Origin of the sequence: Azospirillum sp. TSH58 (genome assembly GCF_003119115.1) — a bacterium.
Taxonomy (GTDB): domain Bacteria; phylum Pseudomonadota; class Alphaproteobacteria; order Azospirillales; family Azospirillaceae; genus Azospirillum.
Genome location: NZ_CP022366.1, coordinates 334,303 through 357,482 on the forward strand (window position 1 = coordinate 334,303; position 23,180 = coordinate 357,482).

Below are 23,180 nucleotides of genomic sequence, written 5' to 3' on the forward strand. Positions count from 1 at the left end.
GGGCGCCGCAGGCGGCGCATTCACCACAGGCGCCGCAGGCGCCGCATTCACCATAGGCGCCGCAGGCGCCGCCGGAGCCGGCGTATCCGGCGCCGCCGGAGTGGGCGCCGCGTCAGGGGGCGGGCTGCTGGGTGGCTGGGAAACGCCCATCCTTCGATCTCCTTCGTCCGGTTTGGTTTTGCGGTGCGCCTGCCGCCGGGCCCGTCCGCGTCGGCGGCGGTGCCGCCGTGGCAATCGGCGTGGGCGGCGGTGCCGCCGTGGCAATCGGCGTGGGCGGCGGTGCCGCCGCGGCAATCGGCGTGGGCGGCGCAGTGGGCGGCGCAGAAGGCGGTGCACAGGGCGGTGCAGAAGGGGCCGCCCCGGTCGCCGCCCGTTGAGGCGAGTCAGGCGGCGGCGGTGGTGACGGCTGTGGTGGCGGCGGGGGGATCGGGGCGAAAGCAGCGCAGCGAGATCACCCCCCCGGATCCCATCTGGATTTCTGCCTGGTTGCCCTTGCCGAAGATGGGGAACAGGCAGGACGCGCCATCCTGGCCCATGATGCCGCGCTGCGGCGGCGTCGCCGACAGCAGGGCCTGCGCCCCGGCCAGATAGGCGGCCACCAGCACGCGCACCGCGTCGCCGGTCTCGTCCCGGAAGGCGGTGTCGCGGACGATCTGCAGCGCCCCGTCCGACAGGCGGGCGAAGCCGATCGGCCGGCCGCGCTTCTGCCAGTTGGAGACGGCCCGCGCCACCTCCGCCGGGGCGGCCAGCGGGGCGACCTGCGGGCATTCCAGAAAGCCGAAGAGCTGCGGCAGGATGGTGTCCAGCGCGCCGCCGGCCCGCTTCTTCCGGTCGTCGGGCGTCGCGGTCAGGGAGCCCAGCCGGTTCACGTAGATCAGATAGAACTGATAATAGTCCGCGAACTCCTGCACGGTGCGCGCCTGATCCACCGCGAAGGCGGCCGCCTCCTTCTGAAGCTCTGGGTTCGCCGTCCCCTGGCTTTCCTTGCGGTAGAGCAGTTCCTGCACGGCCAGCTGCTCGTCGAAGCCCATGAACTGGAAGACCGGAGCCCCGGAGACACCCAGGCCCGAGAGGAAGGACGCGCTGGCGGCAAAATCGTCCTGCGTCAGAAGGTTATGGTCGGCGAGGATGCGCTTGACCTGGGCCGACACCGTGGCGCTGGTGTCGCCGGATTCGGCATCGGCCAGCGTGCGCAGGCTGTCCACCCCCAGCGTCATCAGCTTCACCGGGCTGACCATCAGCTTCAGATTGGGCAGCAGGGCCAGCCGCGTGGCGTGAAGACCCTGCTGGACCTGCTCCACGAGCGTGCTCTCGTCCGGGAAATCGTAGCGCGGACCGGCGTTGCTGATGGCCCAGTCGAGCCACTCCGACCCGCCATCGATGAAGGCGAGCGCAAGCCGCCCCAGGTCGGTGAGCCCGGCGCGGTTCTGGATCATCTTGTTGGCGACAGAGACGGTCATGGTGGGGACACCTGCGTAAGGGTCAGCTCGACGGGAAGCTATTCAGGACCGTGGAGGCCGCGGTACCGATGCTGGTGAAGTCGTTGGCGGCGCTCGTCATCATTCCCTGGGCCTGGGTCAGGGCGGTGACGTATTTCGGGTCGCCCGTCGCCAGAAGCTGCGCCATCGCCACGCCGATCGCCGTGGTGGCGATGGTCGAGACGTTGCGCAGCGTGTCCGTCGCGTCCTGCACGGCCATGGCCGTGGACTGGGCGACCGCCTGATAGGCCTTTCCCGCGCCGCTGGTGGTGACGACCTGCTGGCTCATGGTCGCCGTCTGCGTCTGGTTTATGACGTCAATGATCTGGGCATTGACCTTCGTGGGCTCCGACATGAAGGCTCCTCGCTCGTTGTGGCCTGGGAGACCGGCCGCTGGGGGATGGGCGCGGGATCAATCACGATCCGCCGGTGACGGTGCTGTTTCCGGTGCCGCCGGTGACGGTGCCGTTCCCGGTGCCGCCGGCGACGGTGCTGTTCCCGGTGCCGCCGGTGACGGTGCCGTTCCCGGTGCCGCCGGCGACGGTGCTGTTCCCGGTGCCGCCGGTGACGGTGCCGTTCCCGGTGCCGCCGGTGACGGTGCCGTTTCCGGTGCCACCGGCGACGGTGCTGTTCCCGGCGCCCCCGGTGACCGTGGAGGGCAGCGTGGTGAGCGAGGTCGTCAGCAGCGGGGTCAGCGGCTGCAGGGGGGACGCGTTGCCGCCGGAGGTGGACGAGCCCGAGGGCGGCGGCGGGGGCGTGGTCGGGAAGGGCACGGACAGCATCTTGGCGCAGGCGGCGGTGACCGCGGCGGAATTGACCATGCCGGCGTTCTGCTGGCGGTGCACGGCGTTGTGCATCGCCATGCCGAGCGTCTCGACCATCACGGCGTCGAGCATGGCGAACGACTGCGCGGGGGACTGTCCCGTCAGAAGCGTGACGATGTCCGACGTCGCGTCGATCACCTGGGTGTTCACGGTGCCTTCGTCGCTCATGATTTTGCGGTTCCCTTGGTGATGATCAGCGTGAGGACCTGGGCGAGCGCGGCCTCGGTGATGACCTGGGCGCGCTGCTGGTTGGCGACGGCGTTCTGCATGGCCAGGCCGAGGCTGTCGGCCATGGCGACGTAGGTCATGTCCATCGCCAGGGATGGGGCCAGGCCAAGCGGTATCGCCGTGTTCGCCGCGACCGATCCCGCAAGGCTGGCGGAGCTTCCGTCCGGCATTCACGCACTCCTGCCTTCAGGCTCCTGCCACTGGCTTCTGCGGACACGGGGTTATGCGCGACCGGGCGCTTCAACCTGCGGCGGAGGCCGCCCCCGGTGTCCCGAGGGCGGCCCGCCGGCTCTCCTTAGGAGAGGCCCAGGATCTGGGTGGTGACGACGCCGGTCGAGGCCGTGTCGACCGAGTACAGGGTCGACAGGCCCTGCGTGGTGGCCGCCTGCATCACCACGTAGGACTGCTGCTGGTTGTTCGTGGCGTTGTGGGCCGCGTTCGACAGCGCCTGGCTGGTGGCGACGAACAGGTTGCCCATCGCGACGGCCGGGGCGTCGCCCAGGACCTTGGTGTTGACCTGGGAGACCGAGTCCGTGATCTGGTTGTTCAGGGCGGTCGGGAAAGCCATCGTGTTTGCTCCTTACATCAGATGTTGCGTTGGTTCGAGGCCAAAGCGCCGGCGGCGGTACGGCGGACGGCGGCGGGCGCCGCGTCCGCCGTCCGGTCAGCCGAGGAGCTTCGACGTGGCGGCGCCGGTGGTCGCGGTGTCGATGGAGTAGAGCATCGCGACGCCCGTCGTCGTGGCGGCCTGCGCCGTGACGTACATCTGCTGCTGCGCCAGGGTCGCGTTGTGGGCCGCGTTGGCCAGCGCCTGGGCGGTGGCCTGGTACAGGTTGCCCATGGCGATCGCCGGCGAGCTGCCAACGACCTGGACGTTGCTCTGGGCTACGGAATCGGTGATCTGGCTGTTGACTGCCGTCGGGAAAGCCATCTGACGTTATTCCTTGGCGAATGGTTCGGGATGGATGGCCGGCGGCCCGTTCCGGATGCCCGCGGGCGCCCGGTCCTGGCCGGTCGGCTCATCAGCTCCCCAGGATCGACTTGGTGGCGACGCCGGTGGAGGCGGTGTCGATCGAGTAGAGCGTGGCGACGCCCATCGTCGTGGCGGCCTGCATGGTCACGTAGGACTGCTGCTGGTTGTTGGTGGCGTTGTGGGCCGCGTTGGCCAGCGCCTGGGCCGTGGCCTGGAACAGGTTGCCCATGGCGATCGCCGGAGCGTCGCCCAGGACCTTGGTGTTGGCCTGGGTGACGGAATCGGTGATCTGGTCGTTCACGGCGGTCGGGAAAGCCATTTGTTCGTCCTCTTCGGTTGCCTGCCGCCCGCCCGCCGTCCGTCATGGAAGGCGGGGTGGCGCAGGTGGTTTGAAACGTCGACGGCGGCGCGGGTCCGGCTTACGAGCCGAGGCCCTTGACGCCGGTGCTGAGGATGCTCTTCGTCGCCACGCCGGTGGAGGCGGTGTCGATCGAGTAGAGCGTGGCCACGCCCTGGGTGGTGGCGGCCTGCGCGGTCACGTAGGACTGCTGCTGGGCGTTGGTGGCGTTGTGGGCCGCGTTGGCCAGCGCCTGGGCCGTGGCCTGGAACAGGTTGCCCATGGCGATCGCCGGAGCGTCGCCCAGAACCTTGGTGTTGGCCTGGGTGACGGAATCGGTGATCTGGTCGTTCACGGCGGTCGGAAATGCCATTGTCTTTCCTCACTGGTGGGGCCGGTTTCAAAGGCGGCCGCTGGTGGCGTCGATCATTCACACAGCCGCATGCGACCATGAGGCGTGTGAACGGCTGACGGTGCGACTGTAGCGATGTGCCGTCCCGCAAGATTGGTCTATCCGGCGAAAGAATCCGTCGGACCGCGCGATTTTTGTGCGCTTGGGTTGCGCCGTGGCGGGGGATGCGGGGAAAGCGTGTGGCTCCGCCGCGACCGATTCTTGCGTGATGGGCGCAACGGTGGATGCATTGCCGTGCAATTCCGTGTCCCGGCGCCCCCGTCCCCGCCGCGGAGGACCGGCGTCATCCGGCGGAATCGACGGCGAGGGACCGGACGACGGGGATGCGAAGCGGCGATGCCCACGGATTGCGGGAGTGGCGAACGAAACCACGCCGCTCTATTCTTGGTCTGGTCTTTGATGGTACAGTCGAAAAGGAATGAAGTCTGGAAGGTGCCCAGCGTGCTCAGGAAAAGTGCAGTATCCGTACCCGCCAACACTGCCGCTGCAACAAATGAAGCCAAACGGGCGTCGCACAGCGCATTTGATAATGCGCAGGGGCAGCTGTTCGGCATCATCATGACCGCGTTCGGGATTTCCATACTGCATGCCGCCGGATTGATCACCGGGCAGGCGGCGGGGCTGTCCTTCGTCATCGCCTACGCCACGGGGCTGGATTTCGGGCCGGTGTTCTTCGTGGTGAACCTGCCCTTCTACGCGCTGGCGCTGGCGCGCATCGGCTGGCGGTTCACCGCAAAGTCGCTTCTGGCGGTCACGAGCATCTCGGTGCTGACCACGCTGGCGCCGCAGGCGATCCGCTACGACGCGCTGCACCCCTACGTGGCGGCGGTTCTGGCGGGCTTCTGCATCGGAATCGGGGTCATCGGCCTGTTCCGCCACGGCTCCAGCGGCGGCGGGGTGGGCATTCTCGCCTTCTACATCCAGGAGAAGACGGGCTTCCGCGCCGGCTGGCTCCAGGCCATGTTCGACGTGGTGATCTTCTCCATGGCGGTCTTCGTGATCGACGGGAAGGCGGTGGTGGCCTCGATGCTGGGGGCGGCGGTGCTCAACGCCTTCGTCGCCTTCAACCACCGGACGGACTGGTACGTGGCCCGCTGAGGGCCGTTTCCGGACGGTGCCGGACAGGGGAGCAAGCGGCGGGAGCCGGGGGCTTCCCGCCGGCCGGCCGGCTGGAGAGATCAGGCTTCCATGGTCAATGGGCCTACTTCAGCACGATCCAAATCCCGGTAAAGCCATAGCCGGCCAGGGGCGCCGACATGGTGCCATCGGTGCCGATTGACCAGCCGTTGTTGATGGAAGCGTCGCCTGGATCGTAGAAGCCGTTTGCTCCGCGCGTGAGCCAATGCATGCCGCCGGCGGTGTTCTGCACGCAAAGCAGTTGCACCTCGTCAGCGGCCGGGGCGGCATAAGGGAAGCCGGTGGTGGGGCGGCCCGGGGCGTTGACCGTGGCGTCCGCGCTGCAACGCGCAACCTCCTGCGGACAGGCGGTGAGAAGCATGGTGGCAATGCGTTGGCAGTTGGTTGATTGGGCCGCGGAATTCTCAATCACATTGACGGTGACCGTCCTCCCGAACATTCTGGCCACATAGGCGAGCGCGGACGGCGAGTTTTCCAACCCCGGGGAATCCTTGTAAACAGCGGGTGCCGGTAAGTTCAACTCAAGGTCGCCGGTTATCCTGTATATTTTCCTCGCCAAGCTGTCATCGCATTCATAGCCGTCGATGTCGACCTGGCAGTTCGATTGGCCTGTATCGGTCGGTCTGTGGCGAAGCTTGATGGGATAATTGAGGTTGGCTACGGCTGGGATGGCCCTGAGCGCAGCCGCCAAGGCAAAGGCGCCGCACGCGTTGCTTCCTGGGGGCTGCGCAACGTTGAAGGTGATGTTGGGCATGGCATTGGGCCTTTTTCCGGATTGCACCTGATTCCCAGGACGGCGGCTTCATGAATCCGTGAACCGGGCGGACGTTTTTCGCGACTCACCGAGGCCATGCCTGACCGGCGGAGTCGGCGGAGCGCTTGCGGCGTCCAGCGCTTGATCGAACGTCCGTTCGGATCGTGGCGCGCTTGGTCCAGGCGAGGAGTCGCGACGCCCGGCGGGGGCGAAGGCCGGTGCCGTCCACGCCGGTGTTCAGGTTCCGGAACCGCTCACCGACGCGGTCACGCTCAGCGCATTTCCATCAGCAGACGCCGCAGCCAGATGCCGGAAGGGTCGGCTTCGGTGCGGCGGTGCCAGACCAGCGAGTAATTGAAATTCGGGATCAGGAACGGCAACGGGAACGACAACAGGCCTTGCGACAGGGCGATCGATTCCAGAAGTGACGGCAGGGTTGCGATCATCCTCGTCCCCACGATGGCGGTGATGTTGCTCATGAAGCTTGGGGAGCGCAGGGCTATGGTCCGGTGACGTCCGATGCCCTTCAGAAACACATCGATCGGGCTCAAACTTGAGGCGCGGAACTGGGCAATGGTGTGCGGATAACGCAAATACTCATCAAGAGGAATCCCCTGCTCGACCAACTCCATCAAAGGATGATCGGCACAGCAAAACCCGACGAAACTGTCATGGAAGAGAAATTGCGAGAGATAGGGTGATTCCGGCGGCTGCAGGCCCCAAAACGTGCAGTCGAGTTCGCCAGCCGCCAATTGGTTCAGGGTGCCCTCACCGACGTTGATCAATTCCAGCGTCACGTTGGGGGCGATTTGCTGAAGCTTCCGGGTGAGCCTGGGCACGATGGTCAGAGCGGCGAAATCGCTGATGCCAATCCGGAAATGGCGGTTGTCCTCGACCACGTCCGATCCGTTGGTGCTCATCAGCACGCGGACGGATTGGAGAATGTCCGCCACTTGACCAATCATCGATTGTGCCCGTTCCGTCGGCACCAGCCGGTTGCGGGCGCGCACGAAGAGCGGGTCGTCCATCAGCACCCGAAGCCGGTTCAGCGCGTGACTGACCGCTGGTTGGCTGAGCGCAAGTTGCGGCGCCGCATCCTTCACAGAACCCGTGCGCGCGATCGCGTCGAAAACAACCAGCAGATTCAAATCGATACGGTTTAAATTCATGGGGCGAATTCCGGAATTTATAACCCTGCATTTTACTAAAGCAACTTGTGTGTGTATAGGCCGAAAGGAGGTCTCAAAGCGCCTAACCCCTTCGAGGAATGCTCGCCATGCTTCATCCGACCGTGTCCCAGCCCAACCCCGCTATCCTGGGCTGTGCGGGTGTTCCCACGACCTCGCGGTTTGAGGTCGCGTTCATCGACACGGCGCTCGATGACTGGCAGGCGCTGAAGGCCGAGACTCCGGCCGGCATCGAGGTCTTCCTGATCGACAGCCGTTGCGACGGCATGGCGGCGATGGCGCGGGCGCTGGACGGGCGCCGCGACATTCGTGCCATCCATGTGCTCAGCCATGGCTTCGAAGGCGGCCTTCAGCTCGGCTCCGGCCGGTTCGACAGCAACGCCCTGGCCCACCGCGTGGAGGAGCTTGCGTCCATCGCCTCCAGCCTCGCCCCGGATGGCGACATCCTGCTGTACGGCTGCAACGTGGCGGCCGGCCATGGACCGGACTTCCTGAGTGCGCTGGGGGAGACGACGGGCGCCAACATCGCGGCCTCGCGGACGCCCACGGGTGCCGCGGACCGGGGAGGCGACTGGGACCTCGACTGGAGCCATGGCGCCGTCACCACCGACGCTCTGCGGTTCGAATCGTATCGTGGGGTGATGGCCGCTCCGACCATCGTGAGCGGCGTCGCCTACGTCGGTGAAAACACCATCGTTCTGACGTTCGATCAGGCGCTGGACGCCGCAAGCCAGCCGAACCTGAGTTACTTCGCCTCCGACATGCTGACCCCGAGCAGCGTGGAGATCAACGGTGCCGCGACCAACTTGTCGGCCGCCGTGATCTCCGGCAACACGCTGACGCTGACGCTTCCAATGGAGACGTTCACCAACGGTGACGTGCTCACCATCAAGTATGAGGACCCGACCGGCAATCAGACCAGCGGCGTTCTCCAGGCATCGCTGTCCGGTGACGATGTCGCGACCTTTCAGAACAATGTCACGGTTTATGGAGCCCGTCCGACCACCACTCCGACACTGACGGCGACGGGCGGCACGACGACGTTCAACGCCAGCCCGGTGGATCTGTTCTCGTCGGTCACGGCCGACACCAACGACACGGGGCAGGTCTTCACCGGCCTGACGCTGACCGTGACGGGCCTCGTCGACGGCGCGTCGGAAATGCTGGGCTTCACCATACCGGGGATGATGGGGGGCCCCGTCACCATCGCGCTGACCGGCGCCGGCACCTTGACGGGTCCCTTCACCGGGTCGGCTGTCGGTGGCGTCACGCTCAATGGCAGCACCGCCACGGTGACGATCAGCGGCCTGCAGTACTCGGCCGCCGAGATGCAGTCGTTCATCGACAGCATCGCCTACAACAACATCGCCGGCACGCCGTCCAACGGCCAGCGCGTCGTCACCCTCACCGGCGTCTCCGATGACGGGGCAAGCAACAACACCGCCAGCCTGACCGGCATCGCCGCCACCATCAATGTCGGAGCACCGCCGCTCACCCTGCCCACCCTGACGGCAACGGGCGGCACGCCGACCTTCACCCAGGGGGCGGTCTCGGGCGCCGATCTGTTCTCCGGGGTGACGGCGGACACCAACGACACGGGGCAGGTCTTCACCGGCCTGACCCTGACGATCACCAACGTCAGCGACGCCGAGGCGCTGCTCGGCATCGGCAGCAATCCCCTTGCCCTGTCGGTCGCCGGCGGCGGCCCGACGCCCTTGCCGGGAATCACCGGGTCCGGGCTGGGCGTCTTCGCCAACGTGGCTGTCAACGGCACCACGGTAACCGTCACCCTGACCGGGCTGAACCACACCAACGCCCAACTGGCGACGCTGATCGACGGCCTGTCCTACATCAACTATACCGGCGGCACCTTCAACGGGTCCCCCATGTCCGGCAACGTGACCGCCGGCAGCCGCGTCATCACCGTCACCAGCGTCACCGACGATGGCGGCAACAACCACACCGCCAGCCTCACCGGCGTCTCCGCAACCGTCAACGTCACCGCCGCCCCCCCACGCCGGTCCTGCAAAGCGCCGCGGTGACCGGCGATTCGCTGGTGCTCACCTACGACGTGGCGCTCGATTCCGCCAACCCGCCGGCACCGGGCGCCTTCACCGTCACGGTCGGCGGCACGCCGGTCACCGTCAGCGGCGTCGCCGTGGACGGGGCGAACAAGACGGTCACGCTGACGCTCGGCCAAGTGGTCGCCTATGGCGACACGGTCGCCGTCTCCTACACCGACCCCACCGCGGGCGACGACGCGAACGCCATCCAGGCCGGCACCGGCGGCAGCGACGCCGCCAGCTTCACCGGCCAGTCGGTCACCAACAATTCGCCCGACCCGAGCACCACGCCGCCGTCCGTCACGGCCATCGATGCCTATGTCGGCGAAAACGTCATCATCGTGACGTTCGATCAGACCCTTGACGCCCAGAGTCCGTTGCTGCTTTCCAGTTTCGGCGCCGTCGACAGCTACCTTCCGCTGGACCTGGGCACCGACGCCATCCTCGTGGGCAGCACGAAGGTCGATCTGCGCTCGGCGGTCATCTCCGGCAACAAGTTGATCCTGACCACGGTGAGCCCGCTCGCTCAGGGGGATTACGTCCGCTTCACCTACAGCGACCCGGCCGGCAACGACACCGCCAACGTCCTGCAGAACCTGTCGGGCCTGGATCTCCCCGACACCCGCTTCGCCACCATGGTCACGGCCACCCGCGCGGTCAACGCCCCGAGCCTGACGGCGACGGGCAACGCGACGACCTTCACCAACTCCTCGAGCCCGGCGGACCTGTTCTCGTCGGTCACGGCGAACGCCAATGATCTGGGACAGGTCTTCACCGGTCTGACCTTCACCGTGACCGGCGTCCTGGACGGAATGTCGGAATACCTGATCTTCGTAGTCCCCGGGGGCTCGTCCTCCATCATGAATTTGGCCGACGGCGCCAGCTTGATGAGCGGCACCTTCGGGGTCACCGGCGGCGCCACGCTCAACGGCAGCACCTTGACGGTGACGATCAGCGGCCTGCGTTTGTCGGCCAACGAAATGCAGTCCCTCCTGGACGGCTTCTACTACAACAACGCCGCCGGCACGCCGTCCAACGGCCAGCGCATCATCACGCTGGCCAGCGTCACCGACAGCGGCGTCAGCGACAACATCGGCACCCTCACCGGCATCTCCGCCGTCATCAACATCGGCGCCCCCTCGGCGCCGGTCCTGCAAAGCGCCGCGGTCAACGGCACGTCGCTGGTGCTGACCTACGACACGGCGCTCGACGCCGTGAACATTCCGTCCGCGGGCAGCTTCACCGTCCTGGCCGGCGGGTCCCCGGTGGCCGTCAGCGGCGTCGCCGTGGACACCGCGACCAAGACGGTCACGCTGACGCTCGCCCAGCCGGTCGCCTACGGCGCCGCAGTCACCGTTTCCTACGCCGACCCCACCGTGGGCGACGACGCCAACGCCATCCAGTCCTTCGGCGGCGGCCTCGACGCCGCCGGCTTCACCGGACAGTCGGCCACCAACACCACGCCCGACCCGAACGGCGTCCCGCCGACCTTGGCGCTGACGACCAAGAATTCGGGCTTTCTGTCCGGCGCCGGCAGCAGCGGGACCGACCTGTTCGACGGGGTGACCGCGTCCACCGTGGACAGCGGACAGACCTTCTCCGGCGCGGTGCTGAAGGTCTACAACGTCGCCGGCACCGGCAGCGTCGAATTCCTGACCATCGGCGGCACCGACATCGCGCTGAGCAACGGGACGACGGGCAGCTTCAGCGGCGGCAACTACGCGGTGACGCTGGCGAACGGTGTCGCCACGGTCACGCTGAGCGGCATGGCGCTGAACAACGGCGGCATGGGAACGCTGGTCGACGGCATCGCCTACAAGCACACGGGCACGTCCGGCGCGACCCTGGGCTACACCGAGACACGGTCCGTGGTCCTGCATTCCATCACCGACAGCGGGGCCGGCAACGCCACCACCGTGGTCGATCAGGTCGCCACGGTGTCGATAGGAAACACACAGACCTGGACTCCGTTCCTGGCGGTCACGCCGACGAACCCGACCGTCACCTTCACGCCGGGCACACCACAGCAGGTGTCCTTCACCGTGACGGCCACGCAGGCCGCGACCATCATCGGCTCGATGGTGGAGTTCGGCGTCACCGCGCCCAACGGCTGGACCGTGGCGAACATCACGCTGACCCCCTCGATTGCCGGTTTGGTCGCGCTTGGCTCCACCTTCACGCTGACCTTCGATGTGACGTCTTCCGGGACGGACACCTCGGGCAGCTTCCCGATCAGCGTCTATTCGAAGTCCATCGGTATCAGCTACAGCAACTCGGCGGTTTCCAGCTCCGTCATGGTGACGGTCGCCAACCCGCCCGTCCTGCAAAGCGCGACGGTCGACGGCACGACGCTGGTGCTGACCTATGACAAGGACCTCGACCCGGCCAACCCGCCGGCGGCCGGCGCCTTCCAGGTCAAGGTCGGCGGCAACACGGTCACGGTCAGCAACGTCGCCGTGGACAGCGCCAACAAGACGGTGACGCTGACGCTCGCCCAGGCGGTCACCGATACGGACACGGTCACCGTCGCCTACACCGACCCCACCGCGGGCAACGACACCAACGCCATCCAGTCCACCATCGGTGACGATGCCGCCAGCTTCACCGCCCGGCCGGTCACCAACACCACGCCCGACACCACCCCGCCGACGGTGACCTCGGCCGTGCTGAACGGCACGACCCTGACCCTGACCTATTCGGAACTGCTGAACGGCGCCCAGGCTCCGGCCGGCGCCTTCACGGTGATGGTGGGCGGCGTGGCGCGGACGGTCACCGCGGTCGCCTCCAGCGGCAAGACGGTCACCCTGACGCTCGATGTCGGGACGACCTCCGCCTACCAAGCCGTCACGGTCGATTACACCCCGCCGGGCTCCGGCGCGAAGACCGCGGACGCCGCGGGCAACGCCGCGGGCGCGCTGACCGGCCAGCCGGTGCGGGAGGTGGCCGATCCCTCCTTCGTCCTGGAGGGCACCAATCCCTTCGGTCTCAACAGCACCGGACCCTGGTCGATCCCGACCTTCGCCGACATCGACGGCGACGGCGACCTCGACGCGCTGGTCGGCATGAGCGACGGCACCATCCGTTTCTACCGGAACGATGGAACGGCGACGGCGCCCAGCTTCACGCTGGCTGGCACCAACCCCTTCGGGTTGAGCCAGCTCGATATGAACGCCGCCCCGACCTTCGTGGACATCGACGGGAACGGCACGCTTGACGCGCTGATCGGCGACTTCAACGGCAATACGGTGGTCTACCGGAACGTCGGAACGGCGACGGCTCCCAGCTTCACCCTGGTGGGCACCAACCCCTTCGGGCTGAGTAATGTCGGCTCCGCCAACACCCCCTCCTTCGTGGACATCGACGGCGACGGCGATCTCGACGCGCTGATCGGCAATCTTAACGGCGACACGCTGTTCTTCCGGAACATCGGCACGGCGGCGGCGCCCAGCTTCGCCCTTGAAGCCACCAACCCCTTCGGGCTGGCCGACATCGGCAGCTACGCCCAGCCGACCTTCCAGGACATCGACGGCGACGGCGACCTCGACGCGCTGATCGGCAATTTCGCCGGCGACATGCTGTTCTTCCGGAACGTGGGATCGGCGACGGCGCCCAGCTTCACGCTGGAGGGCTCCAATCCCTTCGGGCTGGGCAACGTCACCTTCAAGTCCGTCCCGAGTCTCGTGGACATCGACGGGGACGGCGACCTCGACGTGCTGGCCGGCGGTGACACCACCGGCAACAACATCATCCTCTTCCGCAATCTGCCATTGCAGCCCGCGAACCTCATGCTGACCACCGCGTCCAACAGCGGTTCCACGACGGACACGCTGACCAACGTCACGGCGACGGCGATCACCGGCCAAGCCAAGGCGGGCACGACCGTGGTGCTGTACGATGGGGCGGTGGCGCTTGGCACGACGACGGCCGACGCCAATGGCCTGTGGTCCGTCACCGCGGCCTCGCTGAGCGAAGGCGCGCACTCCCTGACCGCTGTGGCGAGCAACGGCACCAACGCGTCGCTGCCGTCCTCCACGCTGAACGTGACCATCGACACGACGGCGCCGACGCTGACCTCGGCGGTGCTGAGCGGGAAGCGGCTGACCCTGACCTATTCGGAGGCGCTGGACAACGCCCAGACTCCGGTGGCCGGCGCCTTCACGGTGACGGTGGGCGGGATGGTGCGCACGGTCACCGCGGTCGCCACCGCCGGCCGGACGGTCACCCTGACGCTGGATGCCGGAGCGTCCTCGCTCTATGAGGGCGCGACGGTCAGCTACACCCCGCCGGGCTCCGGTGCAAAGACCGTTGATGCCGCCGGCAACGCCGCGGGCGCCCTGAACGGCCAGCCGGTTCGCGTGGGCGGCGATCCCAAGTTCACCCTGGAAGCCACCAACCCCTTCGGCCTCGGCAGCTTCGTCGGCCAGTCCGCCCCGGTCTTCGCCGACATCGACGGCGACGGCGATCTCGACGCGGTGGTCGGCGATTGGTACGCCAACATCGTCGTCTATCGCAACGTCGGGACGGCGGAGGCGCCCAGCTTCACCCTGGTGGGGACCAATCCATTCGGCCTGAACACCGTCGGCGGCGGTATGCCCGCCTTCGCCAAGCTGGCCCTCGCGGACATCGACGGCGACGGCGACCTCGACCTGCTGGCCGGCAACGCGGGCGGCGACATCGTCGTATACCGCAACGACGGGACGGCGGCGGCGCCCAGCTTCACCCTGGTGGGCACCAATCCGTTCGGCTTGAGCAATTCCGGGGGCTTCGCGTCGCCGTCCCTGGTGGACATCGACGGTGACGGCGATCTCGATGCCCTGATCGGCAACGCGGATGGCAACACTTTCTTCTATCGGAACATCGGAACGGCGACGGCGCCCACCTTCGCGCTGGAAAGCACCAATCCCTTCGGCCTCGGCAATGCCGGAAACAACGCCACACCCATCCTCGTGGACATCGACGGCGACGGCGATCTCGACGCGCTGATCGGCAACGCGGATGGCGACACGGTCCTCTATCGGAACGTTGGAACGGCGACGGCGCCCAGCTTCACGCTGGAAGCCACCAACCCCTTCAGCCTGGGCAACGTTGCCGACAACGCCAAGCCGACCTTCGCGGACATCGACGGCGACGGCGACCTCGACGCGCTGCTCGGCCGAGCCGATGGCAAGACGGTCCTCTTCCGCAACACGGCTCCGCCGCCCGCCACCCCCACGGCGCCGACGCTGACGGCGGGTTCGAACAGCGGCTCGACGACCGACACGCTGACCAACGTCACGGCGCCGGCGATCGTCGGAACCGCGGTCGCCTCGTCGACGGTGGTGCTGTACGACGGCGCGACGGCCATCGGCACGGTGACGGCCGACGCCTCCTCCGGCCTGTGGACGCTCTCCACCGCGTCGCTGAGCGATGGCACACACTCGCTGACCGTCAGGTCGAGCAACGTCAACGGCACCTCGTCGGCCTCGACGGCCCTGACGCTGACCATCGACACCAAGGCGCCGACGCTCACTTCGGCGACGCTGAACGGGACGCAGTTGACCCTGACCTATTCGGAGCTCCTGGACGGCGCCCAGACTCCGGCCGGAGCCTTCACGGTGATGGTGGGCGGCGTGGCGCGGACGGTCACCGCCGTCGCCACCAGCGGCAAGACGGTCACCCTGACGCTCGACGCCGGCGCGACCTCCGTCCATCAGACCGTCACGGTCGATTACACCCCGCCGGGCTCCGGCGCGAAGACCGAGGATGCCGCGGGCAACGCCGCGGGCGCGCTGACCGGTCAGGCTGTGACGGTGCCGAAGGACCCCAGCTTCGTCCTGGAAGCCACCAATCCCTTCGGCTTGAACGGCCTCTACCCGCAAGCCAAGCCGGTCTTCGTGGACATCGACGGCGACGGCGATCTCGACGCCCTGGTCGGCAACATCGGCATCAACCTACAGTTCTACCGCAACGTCGGAAGCGCGACCGCGCCCAGCTTCACCCTGGATGCCGCCACCGCCCCCTTCGGGCTGAGCGGCACGACGATGTCCGCTCCGGCCTTCGCGGACATCGACGGTGACGGCGACCTCGACATCCTGGTCGGCGGCAACCACGGCAACCTTCTGTTCCTGCGCAACGTCGGCACCGCGACCGCGCCGAGCTTCACGCTGGAGGCCACCAACCCCTTCGGGCTGAGCAACGTCGGAATGGTGGGGGCGCCGAGCATCGCGGACATCGACGGCGACGGCGCCCTCGACATCCTGGTCGGCAACCAGAGCGGCGACCTGCTGTTCTACCGCAACGTCGGCACGGCGACCGCGCCCAGCTTCACGCTGGCCGGCACCAACCCCTTCGGCCTCGGCAATTCCGGGGCGCAGGCGTCGCCGACCATGGTGGACATCGATGGCGACGGCGACCTGGACATCCTGGTCGGCAATATAATCGGCGACACGCTGGTCTACCGCAACGTCGGCACGGCGACCGCGCCCAGCTTCACGCTGGTCGGCACCAACCCCTTCGGGCTGAGCAACGCCGGGATGATGGGCGCGCCCAGCATCGTGGACATTGATGGCGATGGCGATCTCGACGCCCTGGTCGGCGCCTTCTCCAGCATCACCCTGTTCCGCAACGTTCCGCAGTCCCCGGCGAGTCTGGCACTGACGACCGCGTCCAACAGCGGCTCGACGACGGACACGGTGACCAACGTCACGGCTCCGGCGATCACCGGCCTGGCCAAGGCTTTCAGCACCGTGGTGCTGTATGAAGGCGCGACGGCGCTGGGTACGGTGACGGCCGACGCCAATGGCCTGTGGACCGTCACGACGGCCTCGCTCAGCGACGGTGCCCATTCCCTGACCGCCGTGGCGAGCGACGCCACCGGCACGTCGCCGGCCTCCAGCACGCTGACGGTGACCATCGACAGCGCTGCCCCCAACGCTCCGGCGGTGACCAGCGCGGCGCTGGGCAACAGCGCGACGCCGACCCTCACCGGCACGGCGGAAGCGGGCAGCACCGTCACCGTCACGGTGGGCGGGGCCACTTACACGACCACGGCGACGGGCGGAAACTGGTCGATCGACCTCGCCACGGCGACGCCGACCGCGGGCTCGCTCAGCCTCAACGCCAACGGCACGAACGCCGTGTCGGTCACCGCCACCGACGATGCCGGCAACCTCTCCTCCGCCGGGACGCAGTCGCTGGTGATCGACACCACCGCGCCCAGCGCCCCGGCGGTGACCAGCGCGGCGCTGACCAACAGCGCGACGCCGACCATCGGCGGCACGGCGGAAGCGGGCAGCACCGTCACCGTCACCATCGGCGGGGCCACCTACACCACCACCGCTACTGGCGGAAACTGGTCGATCGACCTCGCCACGGCGACGCCGGTCACCGGGGCGCTCAGCCTCAACGCCAACGGGGCCAACGCCGTCTCGGCCACCGCCACGGATGCGGCCGGCAACACATCCTCGGCCGGCATCCAGTCGCTGACCATCGATACCACCGCTCCGACCGCTCCGGCGGTGACCTCGGCCGCCCTGACCAACAGCGCGACGCCGACCATCGGCGGCACGGCGGAGGCGGGCAGCACCGTCACCGTCACCATCGGCGGCGCCACTTACACCACCACCGCCACCGGCGGAAACTGGTCCATCGACCTTGCCACCGAGACGCCGACCAGCGGCTCGCTCAGCCTCAACGCCAACGGCGCCAACGCCATCTCGGTCACTGCCACGGATGCGGCCGGCAACACATCCTCGGCCGGCACGCAGTCCCTGACCATCGACACGACGGCGCCCAACGCTCCGACCGTCACCACGGCGCTGAGCAACAGCGCGACCCCGACCCTCGCCGGCACGGCGGAGGCCGGCAGCACCGTCACCGTCACGGTGGGCGGCGCCACCTACACCACCACCGCCACCGGCGGAACCTGGTCGATCGACCTCGCCACGGCGACGCCGACCAGCGGGTCGCTGAGCCTGAACGCCAACGGCGCCAACCCGGTCTCGGCCACCGCCACCGACGCCGCCGGCAACACGTCCAGCCCGGGTACCCAGTCGCTGACCATCGACACGACGGCGCCCAACGCTCCGGCGGTGACCTCGGCGACGCTGACCAACAGCGCGACGCCGACCATCGGCGGCACGGCGGAGGCCGGAGCCACGGTGACCGTCACCATCGGCGGGGCCACCTACACCACCACCGCCACCGGCGGCAACTGGTCGATCGACCTCGCCACGGCGACGCCGACCGCCGGTTCGCTGAGCCTGAACGCCAACGGCGCCAACCCGGTCTCGGCGACGGCGACCGACGCGGCGGGCAACACCTCCACCGCCGGCACGCAATCGCTGACCATCGACACGACGGCGCCCAACGCTCCGGCGGTGACCTCGGCCGCCCTGACCAACAGCGCGACGCCGACCATCGCCGGCACGGCGGAGGCGGGCAGCACCGTCACCGTCACCGTGGGCGGTGCCACCTATACGACGACGGCGACGGGCGGCAACTGGTCGATTGACCTCGCCACGGCGACGCCGACCAGCGGCTCGCTGAGCCTCAACGCCAACGGCGCCAACGCCGTCTCGGCTACCGCCACCGACGCGGCGGGCAACAGCTCCACCGCCGGCACGCAATCGCTGAGCATCGACACGACGGCGCCCAACGCTCCGACCGTCAGCACGGCGCTGAGCAACAGCACGACGCCGACCATCGCCGGCACGGCGGAGGCGGGCAGCACCGTTACCGTCACGGTGGGCGGCGCCACCTACACCACCACGGCAACCGGCGGAAACTGGTCGATCGACCTCGCCACGGCGACGCCGACCGCCGGCTCGCTCAGCCTCAACGCCAACGGCGCCAACCCGGTCTCGGCCACCGCGACCGACGCGGCGGGCAACACCTCCACCGTCGGCGCGCAGTCGTTGGTGATCGACACCACCGCGCCCAACGTCCCGGCGGTGACCTCGGCGGCGCTGAGCAACAGCGCGACGCCGACCATTGGCGGCACGGCGGAAACCGGAGCCACGGTGACCGTCACGGTGGGTGGCGCCACCTACACCACCACGGCGACGGGCGGAACTTGGTCGATCGACCTCGCCACGGCGACGCCGACCACCGGCTCGCTCAGCCTCAACGCCAACGGCGCCAACCCGGTGTCGGCCACCGCCACCGATGCGGCGGGCAACACGTCCACGCCGGCCACCCAGTCGCTGACCATCGACACGACCGCTCCGACCGCTCCGGCGGTGACCAGCGCTGCGCTGACCAACAGCACTACGCCGACTGTTGCCGGTACGGCGGAAGCGGGCAGCACGGTGACGGTTACCATCGGCGGGGCGACCTACACGACCACGGCGACCGGCGGAAACTGGTCGATCGACCTCGCCACCGAGACGCCGACCAGCGGATCGCTGAGCCTGAACGCCAACGGCGCCAACCCGGTGTCGGCCACCGCCACCGACGCGGCCGGCAACACGTCCTCGGCCGGCACGCAGTCGCTGACCATCGACACCACGCTGCCCAACGCCCCGACGGTGACCAGCGCGGCGCTGAGCAACAGCACCACGCCGACCATCGGCGGCACGGCGGAAACCGGAGCCACGGTGATCGTCACCATCGGCGGCGCCACCTACACGACGACGGCAACGGGCGGAACCTGGTCGATCGACCTCGCCACGGCGACGCCGACCAGCGGTTCGTTGAGCCTGAACGCCAACGGTGCCAACCCGGTGTCGGCCACCGCCACGGACGCCGCCGGCAACGTCTCGGGCCCCGGCACGCAGACGCTGACCATCGACACCACCAACCCCAACGCTCCGACCGTCGCCACCGCCCTGAGCAACAGCGCGACACCGACCCTTACTGGCACGGCCGAGGCCGGAGCCACGGTGACCGTCACGGTCGGCGGAGCGACCTACACCACGACCGCCACGAACGGCGGCGCCTGGAGCCTCAACCTCGCCACCGCGACGCCGGCCGCCGGGTCGCTGAGCCTGAACGCCAACGGCGTGAACCCGGTGTCGGCCACGGCAACCGATGCCGCCGGCAACGTCTCGGCGCCGGGCACCCAGTCGCTGGTGATCGACACCACCGCGCCGACCGCCCCGACCGTCACCACCGCCCTGAGCAACAGCGCGACCCCGACCCTCACCGGCACGGCGGAAGCGGGCAGCACGGTGACGGTTACCATCGGCGGGGCGACCTACACGACCACCGCCACCGGCGGAACCTGGTCGATCGACCTCGCCACGGCGACGCCGACCAACGGTTCGTTGAGCCTGAACACCAACGGCGCCAACCCGGTGTCGGCCACCGCCACCGACGCCGCCGGCAACACGTCCACGCCGGGCACGCAGTCGCTGACCATCGACACCACCGCTCCGAACGCCCCGACCGTCACCACGGCGCTGAGCAACAGCACGACGCCAATCCTGGCCGGCACGGCCGAGGCCGGCAGCACCGTCACCGTCACCGTCGGCGGCGCCACCTACACCACCACCGCCACCGGCGGGAACTGGTCGATCGACCTCGCCACCGCGACGCCGACCGCCGGGTCGCTGAGCCTCAACGCCAACGCCACCAACCCGGTGTCGGCGACGGCGACCGACGCCTCCGGCAACATCTCGGCGCCGGGCACCCAGTCGCTGGTGATCGACACCACCGCGCCGACCGCCCCGACCGTCACCACGACGCTCAGCAACAGCACCACCCCGACTGTTGCCGGCACGGCGGAAGCCGGCAGCACGGTGACGGTTACCATCGGCGGCGCCACCTACACCACCACCGCCACTGGCGGGGCTTGGTCGATCGACCTCGCCACGGCGACGCCGACCAACGGCTCGCTCAGCCTCAACGCCAACGGCGCCAACCCGGTCTCGGCCACCGCCACGGATGCGGCCGGCAACGTCTCGGCCCCCGGCACGCAGTCGCTGACCATCGACACCACGGCGCCCAACGCGCCGGCGGTGACCAGCGCGGCGCTGACCAACAGCACCACCCCGACTGTTGCCGGCACGGCGGAAGCCGGCAGCACCGTCACCGTCACCATCGGCGGCGCCATTTACACCACCACCGCCACCGGCGGGGCTTGGTCCATCGACCTCGCCACCGCGACCCCGACCACCGGGTCGCTCAGCCTGAACGCCAACGGCGCCAACCCGGTGTCGGCGACGGCGACCGACGCGGCCGGCAACACGTCCTCGGCCGGCACTCAGTCGCTGACCATCGACACCACGCTGCCCGACACTCCGACCGTCACCACGGCCCTGAGCAACAGCGCGACACCGACCCTCGCCGGCACGGCGGAAGCGGGCAGCACCGTCACCGTCACGGTGGGCGGGGCGACCTACACCACCACCGCCACGAACGGCGGGACCTGGAGCATCGACCTCGCCACCGCGACGCCGACCGCCGGCTCGCTCAGCCTCAACGCCAACGGCGCCAACCCGGTGTCGGCGACGGCGACCGACGCCTCGGGCAACGTCTCGGCCCCGGCCACCCAGACGCTGACCATCGACACCACCAACCCCGACGCCCCGACCGTCACCACGGCGCTGAGCAACAGCACCACCCCGACCCTCACCGGCACGGCCGAGGCCGGCAGCACCGTCACCGTCACGGTGGGCGGCGCCACCTACACCACCACCGCCACCAACGGCGGCGCCTGGAGCCTCAACCTCGCCACCGCGACCGCCGTCAGCGGCACGCTCAGCCTGAACGCCAACGGCGCCAACCCCGTCTCGGCCACCGCCACCGACGCCGCCGGCAACGTCTCGGCCTCCGGCACCCAGACGCTGACCATCGACACCACCGCCCCCACCGCCACCGTGCTGTTCGAGGACGACAGCATCGACGCCATCGAGCAGACCAGCGCCGCCTTCACCATCAGCGGCGGCGAGGCCGGGACCAGCTTCACCTGGACGATCACCTCGGCCGGCGGCGGCCAGGTGACGGGCAGCGGCGTGATGAGCGGACCGACCACCCAGGTGACCGGGCTGGACCTCTCCAGCCTGGGCGACGGCACCCTCACCCTCACGCTCGGCCTGACCGACCCGGCGGGCAACGCGTCGGTCCCCTTCACCGCGACGACGCAGAAGCTCACCGCCACGGTGGAGAAGCCCGCCCCCGTCGCCCCGCCGCCGGTGGCCACGGTGGACGGCGCCACCGTCAGCGGTTCGGTCACCACCGGCAGCGACGGCAGCCGCACCACCACGGTGACCATCGCGGCCAGCAACAGCACCCGCGTCGAGGACAGCAGCACCGCCAACGCCGATCTGGCCGACGTGCCGGTGGTGCGCGAGCAGGTGGTCGATGCCCAGACCGGGCAGGTCTCCACGCTGACCACCCTGACGGTCAGCGTCTCCACCGGCGTGGCGGTGACCACCACGGGCAACGCCGAGCGGCAGACCGCCTCCCAGGCGCTGACCGGGGTGACCGGGCTGATCGCCGCCATCGAGGCGCGCACCGACGAGGGCACGGCCTCGCGCGGCAACCTGACCGGCGGCGGCTCGGGCTTCCTGTCGGTGCTGTCCACCCAGGCCCAGCTGCTGGTGCGCACCATCGACTTCAGCGCGCCGGGGGTGGCCGCCGGGCAGGCGGTGCAGACCAAGGTGACCGGCAACACGCTGGGCGGCACCGGCGTCGCCAGCACGGCGCCGACCGCGGTGGTGCTGAACACCACGGCGTTGGCCGGGCCGGTGACCATCCAGCTCGACAACGTCGAGTTCGCGGCGGTGGTCGGCAACGCCACGCTGGTCGGCGGCGACGGCGAGCAGATCGTCTACGGCGACGACCACGAGCAGTACATGTATCTGGGGGCCGGCGACGACATCCTGCACGGCGGCGGCGGCAACGACACGATCGCCAGCGCCGGCGGCAACGACACGCTGTACGGCGACGAGGGCGACGACCTGGTGATGGGCGGCGAGGGCGACGACTGGCTGTTCGGCGGGTCGGGCAACGACCTGCTCGGCGGCGGCGTCGGCAACGACGCGCTGTTCGGCGGGACGGGCGCGGACATCCTGTTCGGCGAGGAGGGCGACGACACGCTGACCGGCGAGGAGGGCGACGACACGCTGGCCGGCGGGTCGGGCAACGACCTGCTGTTCGGCGGGGAGGGCAACGACTTCCTGATCGGCGACGACGGCGACGACACGATCAGCGGCGGGTCGGGCAACGACGTGGCGCTGGGCGGGGCGGGCCGCGACCTGATCGGTCTGGGCGCGGGTGACGACCTGGCCAGCGGCGGCGACGGCGACGACACGCTGTTCGGCGAGGACGGCAACGACACGCTGTTCGGCGGGGCGGGCAACGACCTGCTGAACGGCGGGGCGGGCAACGACGTGCTGTTCGCCGACGGCGGGGCGGACACGCTGTGGGGCGGCGCCGGGGCGGACGTCTTCGCCTTCGGGCGGGCCTCGGGCGGGTCGGTGGTGATGGACTTCCAGGTCGGGGTCGACCGTCTGGCCTTCTACGACGCCAGCATCGACCTCGGCGCGGTGATCCGCTCGGCGCGGGTGGAGGGCGGCAACACCACCCTCGACATCGGGGCGGGCAACCGCATCACCATCCTCGGCCAGACCGGAAACGTCGCCGCCTGGTTCGGCTGAGAAGGCGTCCTGTCTGAAGGGATCCCTCTGGAAAGGTGATGAAAAAGGCTGGCGGTCCTGAAGACCGCCAGCCTTTTTCTTGATGGCCCGCGATGATTTTGTCGATGCGCATGCCGCAAGGCGGGAGGCGCGTCGTGAACCGCGCCGGATTGTCCGGAGGCACGGCGACCTTCAGGGTGCGCGACACCCGCCAGCCGACGACCCGTC

Annotated in this window: 13 protein-coding genes; 3 read left to right on the forward strand and 10 right to left on the reverse strand. The window is 68.9% G+C overall.

Features of this window, described 5'->3' with window-relative positions; translation table 11 throughout:
• Positions 1-383 precede the first annotated feature (383 nt).
• The 8 genes from TSH58p_RS34585 to TSH58p_RS20220 form a co-directional block, all read right to left on the reverse strand.
• Positions 384-1,460, reverse strand: a complete 1,077-nt coding sequence (locus TSH58p_RS34585; protein WP_109071955.1) for a hypothetical protein — start codon at positions 1,458-1,460, stop codon at positions 384-386.
• 22 nt (positions 1,461-1,482) lie between these two features.
• Positions 1,483-1,833: a hypothetical protein gene (locus tag TSH58p_RS20185; RefSeq protein WP_014200165.1), complete on the reverse strand. Its 351-nt coding sequence runs from the start codon at positions 1,831-1,833 to the stop codon at positions 1,483-1,485.
• A gap of 61 nt (positions 1,834-1,894) precedes the next feature.
• Positions 1,895-2,470 (reverse strand): RebB family R body protein, encoded by a 576-nt coding sequence (locus TSH58p_RS34155; RefSeq protein WP_247895535.1) that lies wholly within the window; start codon positions 2,468-2,470, stop codon positions 1,895-1,897.
• Positions 2,467-2,700, reverse strand: coding sequence for a RebB family R body protein (locus TSH58p_RS20200; protein WP_109072645.1), 234 nt, complete (start codon positions 2,698-2,700; stop codon positions 2,467-2,469). The genes TSH58p_RS34155 and TSH58p_RS20200 overlap by 4 nt, the downstream gene beginning before the upstream one ends.
• A gap of 125 nt (positions 2,701-2,825) precedes the next feature.
• Positions 2,826-3,098 carry a RebB family R body protein gene (locus TSH58p_RS20205; protein ID WP_014200162.1) on the reverse strand — a complete coding sequence of 91 codons (273 nt, stop codon included), beginning with the start codon at positions 3,096-3,098 and terminating at the stop codon, positions 2,826-2,828.
• Between the two features lie 96 nt (positions 3,099-3,194).
• Positions 3,195-3,461 carry a RebB family R body protein gene (locus tag TSH58p_RS20210; RefSeq protein WP_014200161.1) on the reverse strand — a complete coding sequence of 89 codons (267 nt, stop codon included), beginning with the start codon at positions 3,459-3,461 and terminating at the stop codon, positions 3,195-3,197.
• Positions 3,462-3,552: 91 nt separating this feature from the next.
• A complete protein-coding gene (locus TSH58p_RS20215; protein ID WP_014200160.1) occupies positions 3,553-3,822 on the reverse strand; it encodes a RebB family R body protein in 270 nt (89 codons plus the stop codon).
• A 100-nt stretch (positions 3,823-3,922) separates the two neighbouring features.
• Positions 3,923-4,213 (reverse strand): RebB family R body protein, encoded by a 291-nt coding sequence (locus TSH58p_RS20220; protein ID WP_014200159.1) that lies wholly within the window; start codon positions 4,211-4,213, stop codon positions 3,923-3,925.
• A 438-nt stretch (positions 4,214-4,651) separates the two neighbouring features.
• Here TSH58p_RS20220 and TSH58p_RS20225 point away from each other — a divergent pair, with 438 nt between their 5' ends.
• On the forward strand, positions 4,652-5,350 hold the full coding sequence (locus TSH58p_RS20225) for a YitT family protein (protein WP_256380067.1): 699 nt from the start codon (positions 4,652-4,654) through the stop codon (positions 5,348-5,350).
• A 103-nt stretch (positions 5,351-5,453) separates the two neighbouring features.
• On the opposite strand, the gene TSH58p_RS33245 is transcribed toward TSH58p_RS20225, so the two are convergent.
• Together TSH58p_RS33245 and TSH58p_RS20235 are read right to left on the reverse strand one after the other, a co-directional pair.
• Positions 5,454-6,143: a hypothetical protein gene (locus tag TSH58p_RS33245; RefSeq protein WP_146205955.1), complete on the reverse strand. Its 690-nt coding sequence runs from the start codon at positions 6,141-6,143 to the stop codon at positions 5,454-5,456.
• A 272-nt stretch (positions 6,144-6,415) separates the two neighbouring features.
• On the reverse strand, positions 6,416-7,312 hold the full coding sequence (locus TSH58p_RS20235) for a LysR family transcriptional regulator (RefSeq protein WP_109072254.1): 897 nt from the start codon (positions 7,310-7,312) through the stop codon (positions 6,416-6,418).
• 107 nt (positions 7,313-7,419) lie between these two features.
• On the opposite strand from TSH58p_RS20235, the gene TSH58p_RS20240 reads away from it, so the two are divergent.
• Entirely contained in the window at positions 7,420-9,372 is a 1,953-nt protein-coding gene (locus tag TSH58p_RS20240) for a DUF4347 domain-containing protein (protein ID WP_162600071.1), read from the forward strand.
• Positions 9,369-22,973: an Ig-like domain-containing protein gene (locus TSH58p_RS20245; RefSeq protein WP_109469355.1), complete on the forward strand. Its 13,605-nt coding sequence runs from the start codon at positions 9,369-9,371 to the stop codon at positions 22,971-22,973. Before TSH58p_RS20240 ends, TSH58p_RS20245 begins: the two co-directional genes overlap by 4 nt.
• Positions 22,974-23,180: the final 207 nt, after the last annotated feature.